This is a genomic window from Rugamonas aquatica (genome assembly GCF_009380215.1).
GTDB classification, from domain to species: domain Bacteria; phylum Pseudomonadota; class Gammaproteobacteria; order Burkholderiales; family Burkholderiaceae_D; genus Rugamonas; species Rugamonas aquatica_B.
Genome location: NZ_WHUG01000004.1, coordinates 54,553 through 71,731, shown reverse-complemented (window position 1 = coordinate 71,731; position 17,179 = coordinate 54,553). Strand labels below are relative to the sequence as shown.

Sequence of the window (17,179 nt, the reverse complement as noted above, 5' to 3'; positions counted from 1 at the left end):
GATGGCGCTGCCGCGATCGGCAGCGCGGGGGCGTGTTCGCGCTTAGTTCGTGGCTACGCGGAACTTGCCTGGCTCCGGCGGCGTGACCGCTTTCTCGGAGCGCGGAGTGCCTTCCGGCACCCAGTTGTACGGCACCGGTTGGGCGCGGTACAACCAATTACTCAACACCGGCTTGCCCGCGCCGGCTACCGGCGTCGGCGCGAAGTACGGGCTGACATATTCCCAGGCGATGTCGCCCTTGCTCGTCACCTGGAAGATGCGGCCGTTCATGCCTTCATCGATCAGCGTGTTCCCGTTCGGCAGGCGGCGCGCGCTGCTGATGAAGGAGCTGTAGAAACTCCACTCCGGCCCGTTCGAATCGCCGCCCGTGTATTCCCAGACGATCTGCTTGGTGATGGGGTCGATCTCCAGCACGCGCGAACGCGGCTGCACGCCAACGCTGACGCGCGGATAGCCCGCCTCGCCCTGGTTGTCGAACACCAGGATGTGACCGGCGCCCGGCAAGCCCGGCTCGATCAGATGCGCGTCATGCTGGCCGACGATCTGGTCCACCGGGCGCGGCAGCACACGCGGGCCGCGCACCTGCGCCGGATAGTCCGGCCCCAGCGACCACACCACCTTGCCGGTCTGCTTGTCGAGGATGACGATGAAGTTGGCCTCGCGTGAATCGATCAGGATGTTCTCGGGATTGAAGCGCTGGTCGCCCGCGTCGAACCAGCGGTTCGGGCCCAGCACCGACATGTTATTGATGTGCAGGTAATCGAACGGCGCAGCCTTGCCGCGTGGCGAGTAGCCGTTCTTCACCAGCTTCAGCGATTCCGGCTTGAAGCCGAACTCGTTCAAATGATCGGACGCCACCCACTTCCAGACGATGTCGCCACCCGGCGTCACTTCGTAGATCACGTCATCGAGCACCTGCGGCGCGGCGAAGCCAGCGACCGGATGCACGAGGTTGGCCAGCACCAGCGTATTGCCGTTCGGCAGACGGCGCCAGTCGTGGTGCTGCTTGGCGCTGCCGCCCGGCACTTGCGAGGACGCCTTGCCTTCGACCGGCGCCGCATACGCATCCTGCGCGCCGCCTGCCGCGCCCCATTGCCAGATCACATTGCTGTTCCAGTCCAGCTCACCGATGGCCTGGTTGCGCAGGCCGTTGCCTTCGTTCGAGGTGCCGGTGGTGCTGGCCAGCTGCACCAGCACGTGGCCGCGCTTGCCGCCGGTCAGGGCCGGGTCCAGCAGCACCGGAGGGAAGCCCTCGGCGTTCCAGCGATGAACCTCGTTGCCGTTCATGTCGATCAGGTGGGTGTTCTTGTCTTGGCCGCTGAAGATCACGTAGCTGTTGTACGCGGTGGCGGTGTCGTAGCGGGTGACGCCGGTAGGATAGACGCTGGGCGCGGCGCCCAGGTTGGCTGCGACGGACAACAGCGACAGTGCAGCAAGTGTACGAGTGCGAGTGGTCATGACACGAGTTCCCAGTGAGTGGACAGTGTGTCTATATTACTAATCCACGTAGAAAACTCGAACTAATATAACCAAACATCGTTATACAAAAAATGCCGGATTGGCCGGCATTCCTTGATATGACAGCAAAGGCGAAATTACACAGCGTCGGCGCCGGTTTCGCCGGTGCGGATGCGGATCACCTGCTCGACGTTTTGCACGAAGATCTTGCCGTCGCCGATCTTGCCGGTGCGGGCGGCCTTGATGATGGCGTCCACCACCTGCTCGGCCACGCCGTCGTCGACCACGACTTCAACCTTCACTTTCGGCAGGAAGTCGACCACGTATTCAGCGCCACGATACAGTTCGGTGTGGCCCTTCTGGCGGCCGAAGCCTTTGACTTCGGTAACGGTCAGGCCGGTGACGTTGACCTCGGCCAGTGCTTCGCGCACCTCGTCCAATTTGAACGGCTTGATCACAGCGGTAATCTGTTTCATGACTTCTCCTTATTTTGTTTAAATCGAAAATCTGTAGCCGGGCAAGCCGCGAGCCTTGGTTCTATTGTAATCGACACGCACACGCTGTCCATCAACGTATGCGAATACCGGTCAATTCCTTTCATCCTGCACCGGAATGGAGCGCAATTCCTCCAGCCATACAACGCTTTGCGCATCGCTAGGCGCGCGCCAGTCGCCGCGCGGCGACAGCGAACCGCCGCTGCCCACCTTTGGTGCGTTCGGCACGCAGCTGCGCTTGAACTGGCTGGTGCGGAAGAAGCGGTCCAGGAAGATGCCCAGGTTGTGCTTGATCGCGCCCAGGCTGTACTGGTTGCGCGTGACGTGGTCGCCGTCCGGCCAGCGGCCCTGCTCCTTGTCCTGCCACGCGGTCAGCGACAGGAACGCCACTTTGGATGGACGGAAGCCGAAGCGCAGCACGTAGTACAGGTTGAAATCCTGCAGCTCGTACGGGCCGATGGTGCTTTCAGTGCGCTGCTCCGGCTGGCCGTCTGCCGTACCCGGCACCAGCTCAGGGCTGATCTCGGTGCCAAGGATGTCGAGCAGCACCTGCGCATCGTTGCGTCCGATCACGCCGGACTCGGCGACCCAGCGCACCAGGTGCGAGATCAGCGTCTTCGGCACGCTGGCGTTGACGTTGTAGTGCGACATGTGGTCGCCCACGCCGTAGGTGCACCAGCCCAGCGCCAGCTCGCTCAGGTCGCCGGTGCCGCAGACGATGGCGTGGTGATGGTTGGCCAGGCGGAACAGGTGGTTGGTGCGCTCGCCGGCCTGCACGTTTTCAAACGTGATGTCGTACTGCGCCTGCCCTTCCGAGTATGGATGGTTCAAGTCCTTCAGCATCTGGATGCAGCTTGGGCGGATGTCGATTTCCTGCGCCGAGCAGCCGACCAGCTTCATCAGCGCATGCGCCTGCATCAGCGTGCGTTCGCTGGTGGCGAAGCCGGGCATGGTGTAGGCCAGGATATTGGTGCGCGGCAGTTTGAGCTTGTCCATCACGCGCGCGCAGACCAGCAGCGCGTGCGTCGAATCGAGGCCGCCGGAAATGCCGATGACGATCTTCTTGATATTGCTGGAGGTCAGACGCTGCGCCAGCGCCTGCACCTGGATGTTGTAGACCTCGTTGCAGCGCTCGTCGCGGCGACGCGCGTCGGACGGCACGTACGGGAAGCGTTCGACGCAGCGCTTCAGCGCCAGCGGCTGTTCGCGGCCGATCTCCAGTTCGAAGAACACGGTGCGGAACTTGTTGACCTCGGCCGCGTGGCGCTGCACCGATTGCGCGAAGGTGTTCATGCGCATGCGCTCGCGCGACAGGCGCTCCAGGTCGATGTCGGCAAAGGTCAGCGTGGCTTCGTCGGCGAAGCGTTTGGACTCGGCCAGCATCTCGCCGTTCTCGCAGATCACGCCCTGCCCGTCCCAGGCCAGGTCGGTGGTCGATTCGCCGCTGCCGGCCGAGGTGTACAGATAGGCCGAGATGCAGCGCGCCGATTGCTGCGACACCAGCTGGTTGCGGTAGCCGGCCTTGCCGACCAGCGCGTTCGACGCCGACAGGTTGACCAGCACGGTGGCGCCGGCCAGCGCCGCGAACGACGACGGCGGAATCGGCACCCACACGTCTTCGCAGATCTCGACGTGGAATTTGAACAGCGGCATGTCGGCCACTTCGAACAGCAGGCCGGAGCCGAACTGCACGCGCTCGCCCAGCAGGTCGATCTCGGTGGCGACCGCGTAGTCGCCGCTGCTGAACTGGCGGGCGTCGTAGAACTCGCCGTAGTTGGGCAGGTAGCTCTTCGGCACCACGCCCTGGATCTGGCCGTTAGCGATCACCACCGCGCAGTTGTACAGCTGATGCTCAACCCGCAGCGGCACGCCGACCACCAGCGCCAGCTTCCACTGCACCGAGGCGGCGACGATGCTGTCGAGCGCATCAAGGCAGCCGTCCAGCAAGGCGCGCTGGTGGAACAGGTCGTCGCAGGTGTAGGCCGACAGGCCCAGCTCGGGGAAAGCCACCAGCGCCGCGCCTTGTGCGGCGGCTTGTTCGGCCAGGGCGATGGTCTGGGCGGCGTTGTGGGCGGGGTCGGCGATCCGGCAAACCGGTGCGGCGATGGCGACGCGGGCGAAATCGTGCGTGTACAGATTCAGGAAATTCGAGGTCATGTGTAGTCTTTCACGGGCACATCGGATAGACAAAATCGAATTATCGCACGGGGACAGCCGCGCCGCCGCCAACAGACACGGCCCAGATAGGCTAGACTTGCGCCAACATCAAGGGCCGGAGGCAGGCGTGGCAGAAGCAGAGTTTACGATCATCAATTCGCTCGACGGCGTCGACACTGCACAATGGCAGGCGCTGGCCGGCGACAACCCGACGCTGAGCCACACCTTCCTGCACGCGCTGCACGAAAGCGGCTGCGCCGCCGAGGACACCGGCTGGACCCCGCGCTACCTGGTGCTGCACCGCGACGGCGTGCTGGACGGCGCCATGCCGCTGTACCTGAAGGATCACAGCCGGGGCGAGTACGTGTTCGACCACGCGTGGGCCGACGCCTTCCACCGCAACGGCATCGAGTACTACCCCAAGCTGTTGTCGGCGGTGCCGTTCACGCCGGTGACGGGCAGCCGTCTGCTGGCGCGCACGCAGGAAGACCGGCAGTTGCTGGCGCGCGCCGCGTTGCAGGTGGCGCGGCAGCTGGGCACGTCCTCGCTGCACATCCTCTTCCCCGACGAGCAGGACAAGCAGGCGCTGGCCAAGGCCGGCTTCATGCTGCGCGAGGGCGTGCAATTCCATTGGGAGAACGCCGGCTACGCGGACTTCGAAGCCTTCCTGTCCAGCATGAAGATGGAGAAGCGCAAGAAGATCCGCCAGGACCAGCGGCGCGTGCTCGATGCGGGCATCGCCTTCGAACACCTGGCCGGCGAGCAGATCGGCGCCGGGGTGCTGGAGTTTTTCTACAGCTGCTACGTGTCGACCTACCACGCGCATTATTCCAAGCCGTACCTGTCGCTGGAGTTTTTCCAACGCCTGCTGCGCGAAGCGCCGGACAGCATGATGATGGTGCTGGCCAAACGCGGCGACGCGCCGGTGGCGGCCGCGCTGAACCTGGTGGGCGGCGGCATCATGTACGGGCGCTACTGGGGTACGCAGGAATTCGTCTCGGGCCTGCACTTCGAGACCTGCTATGTGCAAGCTATCGATTACTGCATTCGGCACGGCCTGGCGCGCTTTGAAGGCGGCGCGCAGGGCGTGCACAAGATGTCGCGCGGACTGGTGCCGACGCCGACCTGGTCGGCGCACTGGGTGGCCGACCCGCGCTTTGCCGACGCCATCGCCGACTTCCTGCAACAGGAAACGGCAGCCATGGACGAGTACATCGATGAGCTCGGTGAGCGCACCCCGTTCAAGGCACAGCTGCCCTAGCCTTCCTGCTTAAGCTGCGTTGCGACGACGGCGCGCTGCGGCGCCCATCACGCCCAGGCCGGCGAGCAGCATGCCATAGGTTTCAGGCTCAGGCACGGCGGTCACGTTCAGGTCGGTGACGACCACGCCGCCGAAACCACCCAGATGGCCGGGGCAATTGGCCGAATTGCAGGGATCGAACACGATGCGGCCCACGTTTGCCGCCGGAATCGAGAAGGTGTACCACTGGTTGTTGGGATTGGTGCCGAAGGTCGGCGAATACCAGGTGCCCAGCAGCGCGTTGCTGCCGAACGCGTAAGCGGTGATGCCAAAAGCATCCGCATCGCCGGCGCCGTCGCCGGCACGGATCGAGATGTTGCTGACCGCGTGCGCGAAGGTGAAGGTGATATCGCTGTCGCCGCCGGTACCGGCAAACAGGCCGCCGCCATACGAGTCCACGTACTTCAGGTTGCCTGCCTCGGAACTCATGGTCAGGTCGCCGAACGTCGCATTCTCGTAGCCCTGGCCATCGGTCATGAAGGTGCTGAAATCGTAATTGGTGGCGGCGGCGCCAGCGCTCCAGCCCAAACCAAGGCACAGTCCGGCGGCGGCAAGCAAACGCGTCATCAAAGTCGTCATAAAATTCCCCATTCAGTTAGTTATAAAAATACAAACTTAATGGTACATGGTTATCATTTCAACATCAATGAATATGTGTCAAAATGGCACGACACAGCAACAAAGCCGGCTGGCGGCACGGAAACTCTCAAACGGTTAGAATGGTAGCGTTAACTATTATCTTCCCGGGGATGAAACCAGTTTGCTTCACAGCAATTTCAATCGGGCCTATACTCTGGGCCCCTTGGAGGGTTTTATCAGGAACGTGGCAAGCAAAGCATGAATGCAGATTTTATAAGACAGCGTGACCGGTTCAAGACCGCCACGATGAAGCGGATCGACGTCAGCGATGAATCCTACAGCAACGTAACCGAGCTATTGGCACCGATCGCCAAGCCTTTCCACGTCCGCAAGGGGGAGTTTCTGCAACGCGCCGGCGTGCCGGCGACCCATGTGCACTGGATCAGCAGCGGCGTGGTGCGCAGCGGTTTCTTCAACCGCGACGGCCTTGAAGTGACGCTGCGTTTCTACCGCGAGGGCGAATCGGCCACCACGCTGACCGACCTGATCGCCGGCGAGAACGGCCAGGCGGCGGTGCAATTCTTGGTGGCGGAAACGCCTATCCATGGCTTTACCCTGGATTGGAAACGTTCCTGCGAGCTGCGCGCGCAGCACGAGGTGATGCAGCACTACCATCTGAACATCGCCATGCACGGCCTGCAGACGCTGGCGCAGCGCGCCTACACCAATGGCGAGACCTCGGCCCACGAGCGGCTGGCGGCCTTCCGCGAAGAGTATCCGGGGCTGGAGGCGCGCATCTCGCAGCGCGCGATCGCGTCCTACCTGGGCATTACGCCGCAATACATGTCGCGCCTGCGGCGTGAGGCGGAAGCGGCCAGCGGCGCACCGCGCGGATAAAAAAAAGCCCCTTGCGGGGCTTTTTTACTGGTCGCTTGAATTACGCGATACCGTTTTCTTTTTTGTACGCAGCGACGCCGCTCAGGATTTCTTCCTTGGCTTCGTCCGGGCCGTACCAGCCGTCGATCTTGACCCATTTGCCCTTTTCCAGATCTTTGTAGTGCTCGAAGAAGTGCTGGATCTGGCGCAGGCGCAGTTCGTTCAGGTCTTCCGGCTTCTGCCAGTGGCTGTAGATCGACAGTACTTTGTCGACCGGCACGGCCAGCACTTTGGCGTCTTCACCGGCTTCGTCGGTCATTTTCAGCACGCCGACAGGACGGCAGCGCACCACCACGCCCGGGATCAGCGGGAACGGGGTGATGACCAGCACATCGACCGGGTCGCCGTCTGCGGACAGGGTGTTCGGCACGTAGCCGTAGTTGCATGGGTAGTGCATGGCGGTGCCCATGAAACGATCGACGAAGATCGCGCCCGACTCCTTGTCAACTTCATACTTGATCGGATCGGCGTTCATCGGGATTTCGATGATGACGTTGAAATCGTTCGGCAGATCGCGGCCGGAAGATACTTTATTCAAGCTCATGGGGGTTTCCTCGTAAGTGCTGGCAAATGTTTAACCGCGTAATTATAGCGAACTACAGCCCGCTTGTGCAGCGCAGCAGCGCGGCGGCGTGGCCGAAAGCCGGTTTCACGACAATCTTGTTACTCCCCGCTGCGCCGCCGAAGGCCTAAAGTTGTCCTGCGGCGCCGATCCCTGGCGCCTCCAAAGGAGACAGCAATGACCAGCACTATCAGCAATATCAGCCGCAAGGCGCAGACCGCCGGAACCTTGAGCCACGCCGTCGTCTCCCCCGCCCAGTGGCTGCAACAACGCCACGCCCTGCTGGCGCGCGAGAAGGAATTGACACGCCTGCACGACCAGGTCGCCCGCGAACGCCGGGCGCTGCCGTGGGTGCGCGTTGAAAAAAACTATGTGTTCGACACACCGTCAGGCCGGCGCACGCTGGCCGATCTGTTCGAAGGCCGCAGCCAGCTGGTGGTGCAGCACTTCATGTTCACGCCCGGCGCCGAGCAGGGATGCGCCCACTGTTCCTACATGGCCGACCATACCGACGGCGCTCTCGCCCACCTGGCGCAGCGTGACGTGACCTTCGTCGCCATCTCTCGCGCGGCGCTGGACGACATCGAATGCTTCCGCCACCGCATGGGCTGGCGCTTCAACTGGGTATCGTCGGGGGATGGCGATTTCAACTATGACTTCCACGTCAGCTTCCGGCCCGAAGAGCTGGCCAGCGGCGCAGTCGATTACAACTACCAGCGCCTGTCCATGAAAAATCCCGACATGCCCGGCGTTAGCGTGTTCTGCAAGGATGACGATGGCGTGGTCTACCACAGCTACTCGACCTACGGCCGCGGCGTGGAGGTGATGATGCACACCTATAACTTCCTCGACCTGACCCCGCTGGGCCGCCACGAGGAAGGCCTGCCCTACACGATGGCGTGGGTGCGTCACCACGACCGTTACGAGGCCGCGCCGGCGGCGTCCGCGTGCTGCCATGCGCAGGCATGAACAGGCGCTGCGGACGCTGACGCCCATCGCGGCCGGCCAGGCCGCCTCGGCCGCCTTGATGACGGCCCTGCACGGCGCCGGCCTGATGCTGGCGCCGGTGCTGGTTCCGCTGTGCAGCAGCGACGGCACCGTGCGCGAGGTGGCCGTGGCGGGCTCGCAGACGCTGATGCTGGCGGCGTGCGCCATGCACGCGGCGGCGATGCTGGGCATGACCGCCGCCGTCAACGCGCTGCTGAAGCGGTACTACGCGATATAAAAAAACCCACCTGCACTGAACGCGATCTTGAGCGCGTTCAGGCCGGTGGTTTTTTTAGAGGATGGTAGCCAGCGCGCACTGGCGGTAGTGGTTCGCGGCTTCTTCCGGCTGGGCCAGCGCTTCGTGCAACTGCGCCAGCTTCAGGTGGGATTCGCGCACCATGCGCGGGTCGGCGGCGTCCGACAGGGCCTGCTCCAGATAGCGCTGGGCTTTGCCCCACAGCTTCTGCTTCAGGCACAGGGAACCCAGCGTCAGCGCCAGCTCGGCGTCGGTCGGACGCGCGTGTATCCAGTTTTCGCAATGCTCGATCTGCACCAGCAAGGCGGCGGAACCGGCCGGCGCCGCCGCTTCGCGGTAGGCGCGCACCACGCGGTCGTCCCAGTCGGCGGCCAGCGATTCTTCCGCCACCAGGCGCGCTTCGTCGTGCAGCCCGCGCGCGTTCAGCGCGGTGGCGGCGCGACAAGCCACGTAGGGCTTGATGCGGTCGGCGGTCGGCACCGTGGCCCAGACCCGCATCAGCGATTCGGCATCGTGGGCGCTGTCGGACAGCATGTCGTCATACGCCAGCTCGCGCAGGCGCGACGACAGCGCCGGATGCAGCGCGCGATGCTTGTCCAGCGAACGCACCAGACGCAGTACTTCCGGCCAGTTCTTGGCCTGCTGCTGCGCCTTCAGCGACCACTGCAGCGCATGGATGTGACGGGTGCCGCTGGCGTTGAGCTCGCGCACCGCTTCCAGCGCCTGCTCAGGCTGATGGTCGTCGACCAGCAGTTCGGTCATCGTCATCAGGCGCGCAGTCTTCATCGCCTGGTCGTCGGCCAGCTTGGCCAGCCAGTTGTCGCGGCGCGCGCTTTGACGCATGCGGTGCGCGGCGCGGGCGCCGATCAGCGACGCCACGCCGGCGTTTTCCGGCAGCTCGGAGGCGCGCATCGCGGCCTTCTCGGCATGGCCGAAGCGGCCTTCAAACAAGGCCTTCAACGCTTCGCGCAGCCCCTTGTTGCCATCGCGTTCGCGCTTGCGCTGGCGGTAGGCGGCAACCTTGCCCGGCATGCTGATGGTGGCGCGGAAGGCGCGGATCACGAAGTACAGGAAGGCGAACAGCGCCACTTCCAGCACCACGAAGAAGTTCAGCGACAGGTCGATCCGGTGCGGCGGGTAGAACAGCACCACATTGCCCGGGTTGAAACGCGCCGTCACGGCGATACCGATGGCGGCGGCCATCAAAGCGACTATCCAGAGAAATAAACGCATGACTTATGGCTTCGCTTTGTAGTTGCGCACGGCGTTCAGGCTGTCCGACAGGGTCGGCATCTCGATCGCCAGGTTGCTGGTCTGGACCTGACGCAGCAGCGTCTGCACCGTCTGCGTCGACTTGGCGCGCACGTCGAAGTACTTGACCAGCGCTTCCTGCGCCGCGATCAGGTCGGCGCGGAAGGCCGCCTCGTTGCGCGACAACAGCGCCATGCGCGCGTTCAGCAGGCGCAGCTTGAGATTCTCGCGCAGGAAGTAAGCCTGCGTCGGCGACAGCATCAGCGCATCCGGCGTGTCGACGCTGCGCACGCGGATCAGCTGGCGCACGTCGGTCCACATCTCGCTGCTCCAGCTGTTCCAGGTGTCCTGCACCGCTTGCAGCCACGGGCTGGTCGGCTCGACCGGTTCAGGCTTGCCGCCCTTGCCGCCGGCCGCCTTGGCCTTGGATTTTTTCTCGGGCGGCGCCGGCAGCGTCGGCTTTTCGTCCGACAGCATCGGCAGCGTATCGATCTGCGCGATCACGTTATCCAGGCGCAGCGCCATGCCGACCGAATCCACGCTCGGCAAGGCCTTCAGCTTCTCGGTGTCCTTGGCGATGGCGCGGCGGATGGTGATGAATTGCGGCTTGTCCGAACGCGACAGGCTGCGGTCGGCGTTTTGCAGCGCGATCAGCGCGCCCGGCACGTTGCCGGCCAGTTGCAGCTGCTGGCTGGCGGTCGACAGCACTTGCTCGATCTCGGTCAGCGCCCATTCGTCGCGGTTCTTGGACAGGTCCTGGTACAGCTGCTCCAGCGCCAGTTGCTGGCTCTGAGCTTCCTGCTGCTTGCTTTCCAGCAGGCCGACCTTGGCTTGCAGCTCCTTGCTGGTTTCCTGCACGGCACGGGCCAGCGTGCCGGTTTCGGCATTGCTGGCGTCGCCCTTTTGCAGGCGGCGCGCCATTTCCTCGCGCAGGTTGCGCACCTGGTTGTGCGAGGACCAGGTTTGTCCGGCCAGCAGGATGGCCAGCACGACGATACCGACCAGCAGCATTTGCGGCTGTTGCACGGTTTCGAGCAGGCTGGGCTCAGGCTGCGGCTTGGACGCAGGCGGGGTCTCGGCGGCGGCGCCGGCGGAGACGACAGGATCGGGTAAGGTAGGCAAATCGTTCATAGGCGTGATTGTAACGCGGCCAGCAGGCGTTCGTCGCCTGATCCGGTGAGCGTCAGTCGGGAAAAGCCCAAATTGTTTGCCGTTTCGGCAATTCGGGCGTGCGGGATGATCAAATGCTGTTGTTGCATCAATACAACGGGATTCTGTTGCGCCGCATCAGGATAGTCGGCGTCGAGCTGCGCCAGCAGTGCGCACAGGCCGCGCAGGGCCTCGGAACTGGTGATGATCCAGTCGTTTTGCTGCAACAGCAAACGGCGCAGGGTCGCGGCCAGCTGCGGCGTCAGGTGCGGCACGGAGCGGCGGTAGGCCGGCACCACGTCGACCACGGCGCCGGCCGCGCGCAAGCCGTCGGCCATCAGCTCGCGGCCGCTTTCGCCGCGCACGATCAGCACCGGCTGGCCGTTCAGCGCGGCCAGGTCCAGCGTTTGCAGCAAGTGTTCGGAATCGCTGTGGGCGCTGTCGGCCGGGCTGACGATGTCGACCGTCTCCGGCGTCACGCCGTGGGCGGCCAGCGCGGCGCGGCTGCCCTCCCCCAGCACCGCCAGCCTGACGCCGGCCGGCCACTGCTGGATATGCGCGAAAGCGGCGTCGATGGCGTTGGGCGAGACGAAGGCCACCATCTTGTAGCCCGGCTGCGGCGCGCACAGGCGTGACAGCGCGGCCAGCAAGGCGGCCGGCTCGGGCAAGGCTTCGATTTCCAGCAGCGGCAACAGTTCCACCTGGCGGCCCAGTGCGCTAACACGGGCCGCCAACGGCAGGGCTTGCGCCAGGGGACGGGTGATGACGACGGCGCCGGTCATCCGCTGGTCAGGTGGCGGAGGACGGCGCGTCGCCAGCCAGCGTGGCCGAACGGGCATCGGCGTCGGCCTGGGCGGCTTCGCTCAGGCAGGACGACAGGATGTCGACCGCGTCTTGCGCGCGCAGCAGCGCGGCGACCTGCTCGCCCAGCGCTTCCGGGTCGGCGGCCGCGCCGCGCACCTCGGCGCTGGCCATGCGGGCGCCGTCCGGCGTGGCGACCATGGCGCGCAGATGCATCTGGCCGTCCTGCACGGTGGCGAAGGCCGCCAGCGGCACCTGGCAGCTGCCGCCAAACACCTTGGACACCTTGCGCTCGGCCGTGACGGCCTGGAAGGTGGCTTCATCGTTCAGCGGCGCCAGCAAGGCCATCAGGTCGACGCCGCCGGCGTCCTTGCGCACGGGGATCTCGATCGCCATCGCGCCCTGGCCGGCGGCCGGCAGGCTGTCAGCCGGGTCCAGCAGCGCGCGGATGCGCTCTGGCAGACCCAGGCGCTTGAGGCCGGCGGCGGCCAGGATGATGGCCGCGTAGTCGCCGCGATCCAGCTTGCCCAGGCGGGTGTCGAGGTTGCCGCGCAACGGTTTGATCACCAGATGCGGGTAGCGCGCCGCGATCAGCGACTGGCGGCGCAGGCTGCTGGTGCCGACCACGGCGCCGGCCGGCAGCTCGCCGAGCGAGGCGTAGTCGTTGGAGACGAAGGCGTCGCGCGGATCTTCGCGCTCCAGCACGGCGGCCAGGGCGAAACCTTCCGGCAGCTCCATCGGCACATCCTTGAGCGAATGGACCGCCAGATCGGCGCGGCCTTCGGCCATCGCGACTTCAAGTTCTTTAACGAACAGACCCTTGCCGCCCACTTTTGATAAAGTTCGATCAAGAATTTGATCGCCTTTTGTCGACATTCCTACAATTTTAATATCGCACTGCGGATATAATAAAGTCAATCGAGCCCGTACATGCTCGGCCTGCCACATGGCAAGCCGACTTTCACGCGAAGCGATCACCAAGGTGGACGGAGGATTTTGTAGTAATTCCGATATTTTCAAAACCAGTTCTTTCGCTGTAGCTAACGCTAACCGGCGCAGGCCAGTTAAAACGCGCGTGTTTAAGATCACAAATTTTATCACGCTCCCCTTCTTGCAGAACCGGGCCACAAGCCTTTGCACCGACTTTTCACATCTTTGCGGCTTATCTCATGGCAAACCAATCTAGTGCAACGAACGATCAAACGGCTGAACAACCTGGCGTGGACAAAGACGCGCCCCTTAAAGAAGACATCCGCCTGCTAGGCCGCCTGCTGGGCGACGTGCTGCGGGACCAGGAAGGCGAGGAAGTCTACGCCGTGGTCGAAACCATCCGGCAAACGGCTGTGCGCTTCCGGCGCGAGGCCGACGCCGGCGCCGCCAAGGAACTGGACGGCATGCTGAAAATCCTGACCCGCGAGCAAACCATTTCCGTGGTGCGGGCGTTTTCCTACTTCTCGCACCTGGCCAATATCGCGGAAGACCAGCACCACATCCGCCGCCGCCGCGCCCACTTGCTGGCCGGCTCCAACCCGCAGCAGGGCAGCGTCAACTTCGCGCTGTGCAAGCTGAAGGAAGCCGGCGTCAGCCAGGAAACCGTGGCCACCTTCTTCCAGGACGCGCTGATTTCGCCCGTGCTGACGGCCCACCCGACCGAAGTGCAGCGCAAGTCCATTCTTGATGCGGAACACGACATCGCCCGCCTGTTGGCCGAGCGCGACCTGCCGCTGACGCCCAAGGAGCAGGCCGCCAACATGCACCTGTTGCGCGCCCGCGTCGCCACGCTGTGGCAGACCCGCATGCTGCGCTACTCCAAGCTGACCGTGGCCGACGAGATCGAAAACGCCCTGTCCTACTACCGCATCACCTTCCTGCGCGAGCTGCCGGGCCTGTACGACGATATCGAGACCGACATCGCCGCCCACTACGGCCAGGCGCAAGCCACCACCGCGCCCTACGTGCAGATGGGCAGCTGGATCGGTGGCGACCGCGACGGCAACCCCAACGTCAACGGCGGCACCATGGAACACGCGCTGACACGCCAGGCCACCACCATCCTCGACTTCTACCTGGAGGAAGCGCACACGCTGGGCGCCGAACTGTCGGTGTCGACGCTGATGATCGCCTGCAGCCCCGAGCTGCAAGCGCTGGCCGACCAGTCGCCCGACCTGTCCGACCACCGCGCCGACGAGCCGTACCGCCGCGCCCTGATCGGCATCTACGCCCGCCTGGCCAGCACCGCCCGCGCGCTGGGCGCGACCAACATCCTGCGCAAGGAAGTGGGCCACGCCGAGCCGTACGCGGCGGCGGCCGAGTTCGCGGCCGACCTGCAAGTGCTGGTCGATTCGCTCAACGCCAACCACGGCGCCGTGCTGGTGCAGCCGCGCCTGTCGACCTTGAAGCGCGCGGCCGACATCTTCGGCTTCCACCTGGCTTCGCTGGACATGCGCCAATCGTCGGACATCCACGAACGCGTGCTGGGCGAACTGTTCGCCAAGGCCGGCGGCCAGGCCGATTATTCGTCGCTGGACGAGGACGCCAAAGTGGCGCTGCTGCTGAGCGAGTTGTCGCAGCCGCGCCTGCTGTACTCGCCGTACATCGCCTACTCGGCCGAGACCGATTCCGAGCTGGGCGTGCTGCGCGCCGCGCGCCAGATCCGCGCGCTGTACGGCGCCCGCGCCATCCGCAACTACATCATCTCGCACACCGAAACCGTGTCCGACCTGCTGGAAGTGCTGCTGCTGCAAAAGGAGATGGGCTTGCTGCGCATCGCCGAGCAGGAGCTGGACCTGATGGTGATCCCGCTGTTCGAAACCATCCCCGACCTGCAACGCGCGGCCGGCATCATGGAAGCCGTGATGGCGATCCCGCTCTTTAAATCGCTGATCGCCAGGCAGGGCCAGATCCAGGAAGTCATGCTGGGCTATTCGGATTCCAACAAGGACGGCGGCTTCCTGACCTCCAACTGGGAGCTGTACAAGGCCGAAACCCACCTGGTCACCGTGTTCGAAAAGGCCGGCGTCAAGCTGCGCCTGTTCCACGGCCGCGGCGGCACGGTGGGCCGCGGCGGCGGCCCGTCGTACGAGGCCATCCTGGCGCAGCCGCACGGCACCGTCAACGGCCAGATCCGCCTGACCGAACAGGGCGAGATCATCGCCTCCAAGTTCTCCAACAAGGACATCGGCCGCCGCAACCTGGAGCTGCTGGTCGCCGCCACGCTGGAGGCCAGCCTGATGCCGCAGTCGGAAGACGCCGACCACCAGGCCCAGCTGCGCCAGTTCGAAGCCATCATGGCCGAGATCTCGGACCGCGCCTACAAGGCTTACCGCAACCTGGTCTATGAAACCCCGGGCTTCACCGACTACTTCTTCGCCGCCACGCCGATCGCCGAGATCGCCGAGCTGAACCTCGGTTCGCGCCCGGCCTCGCGCAAGTCGACCAAGCGCATCGAAGACTTGCGGGCGATTCCATGGGGCTTCTCGTGGGGCCAGTGCCGTCTGCTGCTGCCGGGCTGGTACGGCTTCGGCAGCGCGCTCGGCGCCTGGGTCGCGGACGGCAAGCGCGACGAGCGCCTGGCCCAGCTGCAGGCGATGTTCAGGCAATGGCCGTTCTTCGCCACGCTGCTGTCGAACATGGACATGGTGCTGGCCAAGACCGACCTGGCGATCGCCTCGCGCTACGCCGAGCTGGTGCAGGACAAGGAACTGCGCGAACGCATCTTCAAGCGCATCACCGAAGAGCATGCGAACACGCTGTCCATCCTGCAAAGCATCACCGGCGCCACCGAGCGGCTGGCCGGCAACCCGCTGCTGGCGCGTTCGATCCAGAACCGCTTCGCCTACCTCGATCCGCTGAACCACTTGCAGGTGGAGCTCATCAAGCGCCACCGCGCGCTGTCCAGCGAGCCGGGCAAGGCCGATGAACGGGTCCATCGCGGCATCCACCTGTCGATCAACGGCGTCGCCGCCGGCCTGCGCAACACCGGCTAAACGTCGCGCGCTCCGCTCTGAACGCCCAGGTCTGCACCTGGGCGTTTTTTTTATTTCCTTAGAGATTAATCAAACTGGTTAAATTGGCATTACAATATAAACAAGACCACTTCTATCCGCCAATATGAAAAGCTTGATTGAATCGCTGGGAAAATCGAACATTGAAGAGGTCGTAGCGCGGCTGCAAGCCGCCATCGGCGGCATGCAACCGGCCGACGGCGAACTGCACAACATCATCGCCATCATGCCGCTGGCCTTGTTCATCAAGGATGCGCAATCGCGCGTCGTGCTGATGAACCCGGCCTGCGAGGCGCTGTGGGGCATTTCCTTCGCCGACCTGCAGGGCAACGACGGCGCCGACTTCTTCCCCGCCGACCAGACCGCCTACTTCCTCGAACACGACCGCGCCGCCTTCGCCAGCGGCAAGCACCTCGTCTACGAAGAAGAACTGTGGCACCCCGGCCTGGGCGAAAACCGCTGGCTGCAAACCCACAAGCTGCCCACCTACGACGAGCAGGGCCAGCCCAACCTGCTGATCGCCATGTGCGTCGACATCACCGACCGCAAGCGCGCCGAGCAGCTGCTGCAATCGTCGGTGCAGGAATTGCGGGCGCTGTCCGAGCACCAGCACACGGCCAAGGAAAGCGAACGCCGCCGCATCGCCCAGGATATCCACGACGACCTGGCGCAAAATCTGCTGGCCTTGAAACTGGATGTCGCCACGCTGCACGACCGCACGCGCGAGCGCCAGCCGCGGCTGCACCAGCGCGCCGCCCAGGCGCTGCACACGCTGGACGCCAGCATCATCGCGGTGCGCGAGCTGATCAACGAGCTGCATCCGAGCACGCTGGAACTGGGCCTGTCGGCCGCGATCGAATGGCAGATGCAGCGGCTGGAGCGCCGCCACGGCCTGCGCTGCCGCCTGGAGCTGATCGAAGACAGCGTCGCGCTGGACCAGCGCCAGATCTCCGGCATCTACCACGTCGTGCTGGCCGCGCTCGGCTATGTGTGCGGCCACGCCGGCACGCGCACCGTAGAAGCCACGCTCAATCTGCGGCCGGAGTTGCTGTCCATCGTCATCAGCGGCGACGGCCACCCCGACCAGCACACCGAGCAAGGCGTGCTGGACCTGGGCGGCATCCGTGAGCGCCTGGCCGATTTCGGCGGCGAACTGGCGGTGGCGCAGCTGGCCGGCGCCGGCACCGTATTGCGCATGAACCTGCCGGCGGCGGTCTCCTCCAAATAGAGGATGCCCGCCTCTCT

General features: G+C 64.5%; 15 protein-coding genes. 6 read left to right on the top strand and 9 right to left on the bottom strand.

All coding sequences use genetic code 11. The annotated features are described in order from the left end of the window. Positions 1-42: 42 nt before the first annotated feature. The 3 genes from GEV02_RS11585 to GEV02_RS11575 form a co-directional block, all read right to left on the bottom strand. Entirely contained in the window at positions 43-1,458 is a 1,416-nt protein-coding gene (locus GEV02_RS11585) for an aryl-sulfate sulfotransferase (RefSeq protein WP_152838149.1), read from the bottom strand. Positions 1,459-1,595: 137 nt separating this feature from the next. Beyond that, a complete protein-coding gene (locus GEV02_RS11580) occupies positions 1,596-1,934 on the bottom strand; it encodes a P-II family nitrogen regulator (protein WP_008447011.1) in 339 nt (112 codons plus the stop codon). Positions 1,935-2,045: 111 nt separating this feature from the next. Further along, on the bottom strand, positions 2,046-4,109 hold the full coding sequence (locus tag GEV02_RS11575; protein WP_152838148.1) for an NAD(+) synthase: 2,064 nt from the start codon (positions 4,107-4,109) through the stop codon (positions 2,046-2,048). A gap of 127 nt (positions 4,110-4,236) precedes the next feature. Here GEV02_RS11575 and GEV02_RS11570 point away from each other — a divergent pair, with 127 nt between their 5' ends. After that, complete coding sequence (locus GEV02_RS11570; protein WP_328595789.1) at positions 4,237-5,370, top strand: GNAT family N-acetyltransferase; 1,134 nt, start codon at positions 4,237-4,239, stop codon at positions 5,368-5,370. 9 nt (positions 5,371-5,379) lie between these two features. Here the strand turns inward: GEV02_RS11570 and GEV02_RS11565 are convergent, their stop codons facing one another. Continuing rightward, positions 5,380-5,988, bottom strand: a complete 609-nt coding sequence (locus GEV02_RS11565; protein ID WP_235922745.1) for a PEP-CTERM sorting domain-containing protein — start codon at positions 5,986-5,988, stop codon at positions 5,380-5,382. A 306-nt stretch (positions 5,989-6,294) separates the two neighbouring features. On the opposite strand from GEV02_RS11565, the gene GEV02_RS11560 reads away from it, so the two are divergent. Then, positions 6,295-6,885 carry a Crp/Fnr family transcriptional regulator gene (locus GEV02_RS11560; RefSeq protein WP_152838146.1) on the top strand — a complete coding sequence of 197 codons (591 nt, stop codon included), beginning with the start codon at positions 6,295-6,297 and terminating at the stop codon, positions 6,883-6,885. A 40-nt stretch (positions 6,886-6,925) separates the two neighbouring features. Here GEV02_RS11560 and ppa read toward each other — a convergent pair whose 3' ends face one another. Further along, complete coding sequence (gene ppa, locus GEV02_RS11555; RefSeq protein ID WP_008447002.1) at positions 6,926-7,468, bottom strand: inorganic diphosphatase; 543 nt, start codon at positions 7,466-7,468, stop codon at positions 6,926-6,928. Positions 7,469-7,663: 195 nt separating this feature from the next. Here ppa and GEV02_RS11550 point away from each other — a divergent pair, with 195 nt between their 5' ends. Then, on the top strand, positions 7,664-8,455 hold the full coding sequence (locus GEV02_RS11550; protein ID WP_152838145.1) for a DUF899 domain-containing protein: 792 nt from the start codon (positions 7,664-7,666) through the stop codon (positions 8,453-8,455). Further along, positions 8,442-8,711 (top strand): hypothetical protein, encoded by a 270-nt coding sequence (locus GEV02_RS11545; protein ID WP_152838144.1) that lies wholly within the window; start codon positions 8,442-8,444, stop codon positions 8,709-8,711. Before GEV02_RS11550 ends, GEV02_RS11545 begins: the two co-directional genes overlap by 14 nt. Before the next feature lie 54 nt (positions 8,712-8,765). Here GEV02_RS11545 and GEV02_RS11540 read toward each other — a convergent pair whose 3' ends face one another. Genes GEV02_RS11540 through hemC form a run of 4 tightly spaced genes read right to left on the bottom strand, consistent with a single transcriptional unit; the run spans position 8,766 to position 12,950 of the window. Next, the gene (locus GEV02_RS11540) at positions 8,766-9,962 is read right to left on the bottom strand and encodes a heme biosynthesis protein HemY (protein WP_152838143.1); all 1,197 of its coding nucleotides are present in this window, start codon (positions 9,960-9,962) and stop codon (positions 8,766-8,768) included. Positions 9,963-9,965: 3 nt separating this feature from the next. Further along, positions 9,966-11,111, bottom strand: a complete 1,146-nt coding sequence (locus GEV02_RS11535; RefSeq protein WP_152838142.1) for a uroporphyrinogen-III C-methyltransferase — start codon at positions 11,109-11,111, stop codon at positions 9,966-9,968. Further along, positions 11,108-11,911, bottom strand: a complete 804-nt coding sequence (locus GEV02_RS11530) for a uroporphyrinogen-III synthase (RefSeq protein ID WP_152838526.1) — start codon at positions 11,909-11,911, stop codon at positions 11,108-11,110. Before GEV02_RS11530 ends, GEV02_RS11535 begins: the two co-directional genes overlap by 4 nt. Positions 11,912-11,918: 7 nt before the next feature. Next, positions 11,919-12,950 (bottom strand): hydroxymethylbilane synthase, encoded by a 1,032-nt coding sequence (gene hemC / locus GEV02_RS11525; RefSeq protein WP_268878628.1) that lies wholly within the window; start codon positions 12,948-12,950, stop codon positions 11,919-11,921. A gap of 149 nt (positions 12,951-13,099) precedes the next feature. Between hemC and ppc the strand changes: the two genes are divergently transcribed. Then, on the top strand, positions 13,100-15,916 hold the full coding sequence (gene ppc / locus GEV02_RS11520) for a phosphoenolpyruvate carboxylase (RefSeq protein WP_152838140.1): 2,817 nt from the start codon (positions 13,100-13,102) through the stop codon (positions 15,914-15,916). Positions 15,917-16,040: 124 nt separating this feature from the next. Beyond that, positions 16,041-17,162: a PAS domain-containing sensor histidine kinase gene (locus tag GEV02_RS11515; protein ID WP_152838139.1), complete on the top strand. Its 1,122-nt coding sequence runs from the start codon at positions 16,041-16,043 to the stop codon at positions 17,160-17,162. The last annotated feature ends 17 nt before the right edge of the window (positions 17,163-17,179 follow it).

Excerpts from the sequence above, each read along its gene's own strand:
- GEV02_RS11585 (WP_152838149.1), bottom strand. The coding sequence starts at position 1,458 with ATGACCACTCGCACTCGTACACTTGCTGCACTGTCGCTGTTGTCCGTC.
- GEV02_RS11580 (WP_008447011.1), bottom strand. The coding sequence starts at position 1,934 with ATGAAACAGATTACCGCTGTGATCAAGCCGTTCAAATTGGACGAGGTG.
- GEV02_RS11575 (WP_152838148.1), bottom strand. The coding sequence starts at position 4,109 with ATGACCTCGAATTTCCTGAATCTGTACACGCACGATTTCGCCCGCGTC.
- GEV02_RS11565 (WP_235922745.1), bottom strand. The coding sequence starts at position 5,988 with ATGACGACTTTGATGACGCGTTTGCTTGCCGCCGCCGGACTGTGCCTT.
- GEV02_RS11560 (WP_152838146.1), top strand. The coding sequence starts at position 6,295 with ATGAAGCGGATCGACGTCAGCGATGAATCCTACAGCAACGTAACCGAG.
- ppa (WP_008447002.1), bottom strand. The coding sequence starts at position 7,468 with ATGAGCTTGAATAAAGTATCTTCCGGCCGCGATCTGCCGAACGATTTC.
- GEV02_RS11550 (WP_152838145.1), top strand. The coding sequence starts at position 7,664 with ATGACCAGCACTATCAGCAATATCAGCCGCAAGGCGCAGACCGCCGGA.
- GEV02_RS11545 (WP_152838144.1), top strand. The coding sequence starts at position 8,442 with ATGCGCAGGCATGAACAGGCGCTGCGGACGCTGACGCCCATCGCGGCC.
- GEV02_RS11540 (WP_152838143.1), bottom strand. The coding sequence starts at position 9,962 with ATGCGTTTATTTCTCTGGATAGTCGCTTTGATGGCCGCCGCCATCGGT.
- GEV02_RS11535 (WP_152838142.1), bottom strand. The coding sequence starts at position 11,111 with ATGAACGATTTGCCTACCTTACCCGATCCTGTCGTCTCCGCCGGCGCC.
- GEV02_RS11530 (WP_152838526.1), bottom strand. The coding sequence starts at position 11,911 with ATGACCGGCGCCGTCGTCATCACCCGTCCCCTGGCGCAAGCCCTGCCG.
- ppc (WP_152838140.1), top strand. The coding sequence starts at position 13,100 with ATGGCAAACCAATCTAGTGCAACGAACGATCAAACGGCTGAACAACCT.
- GEV02_RS11515 (WP_152838139.1), top strand. The coding sequence starts at position 16,041 with ATGAAAAGCTTGATTGAATCGCTGGGAAAATCGAACATTGAAGAGGTC.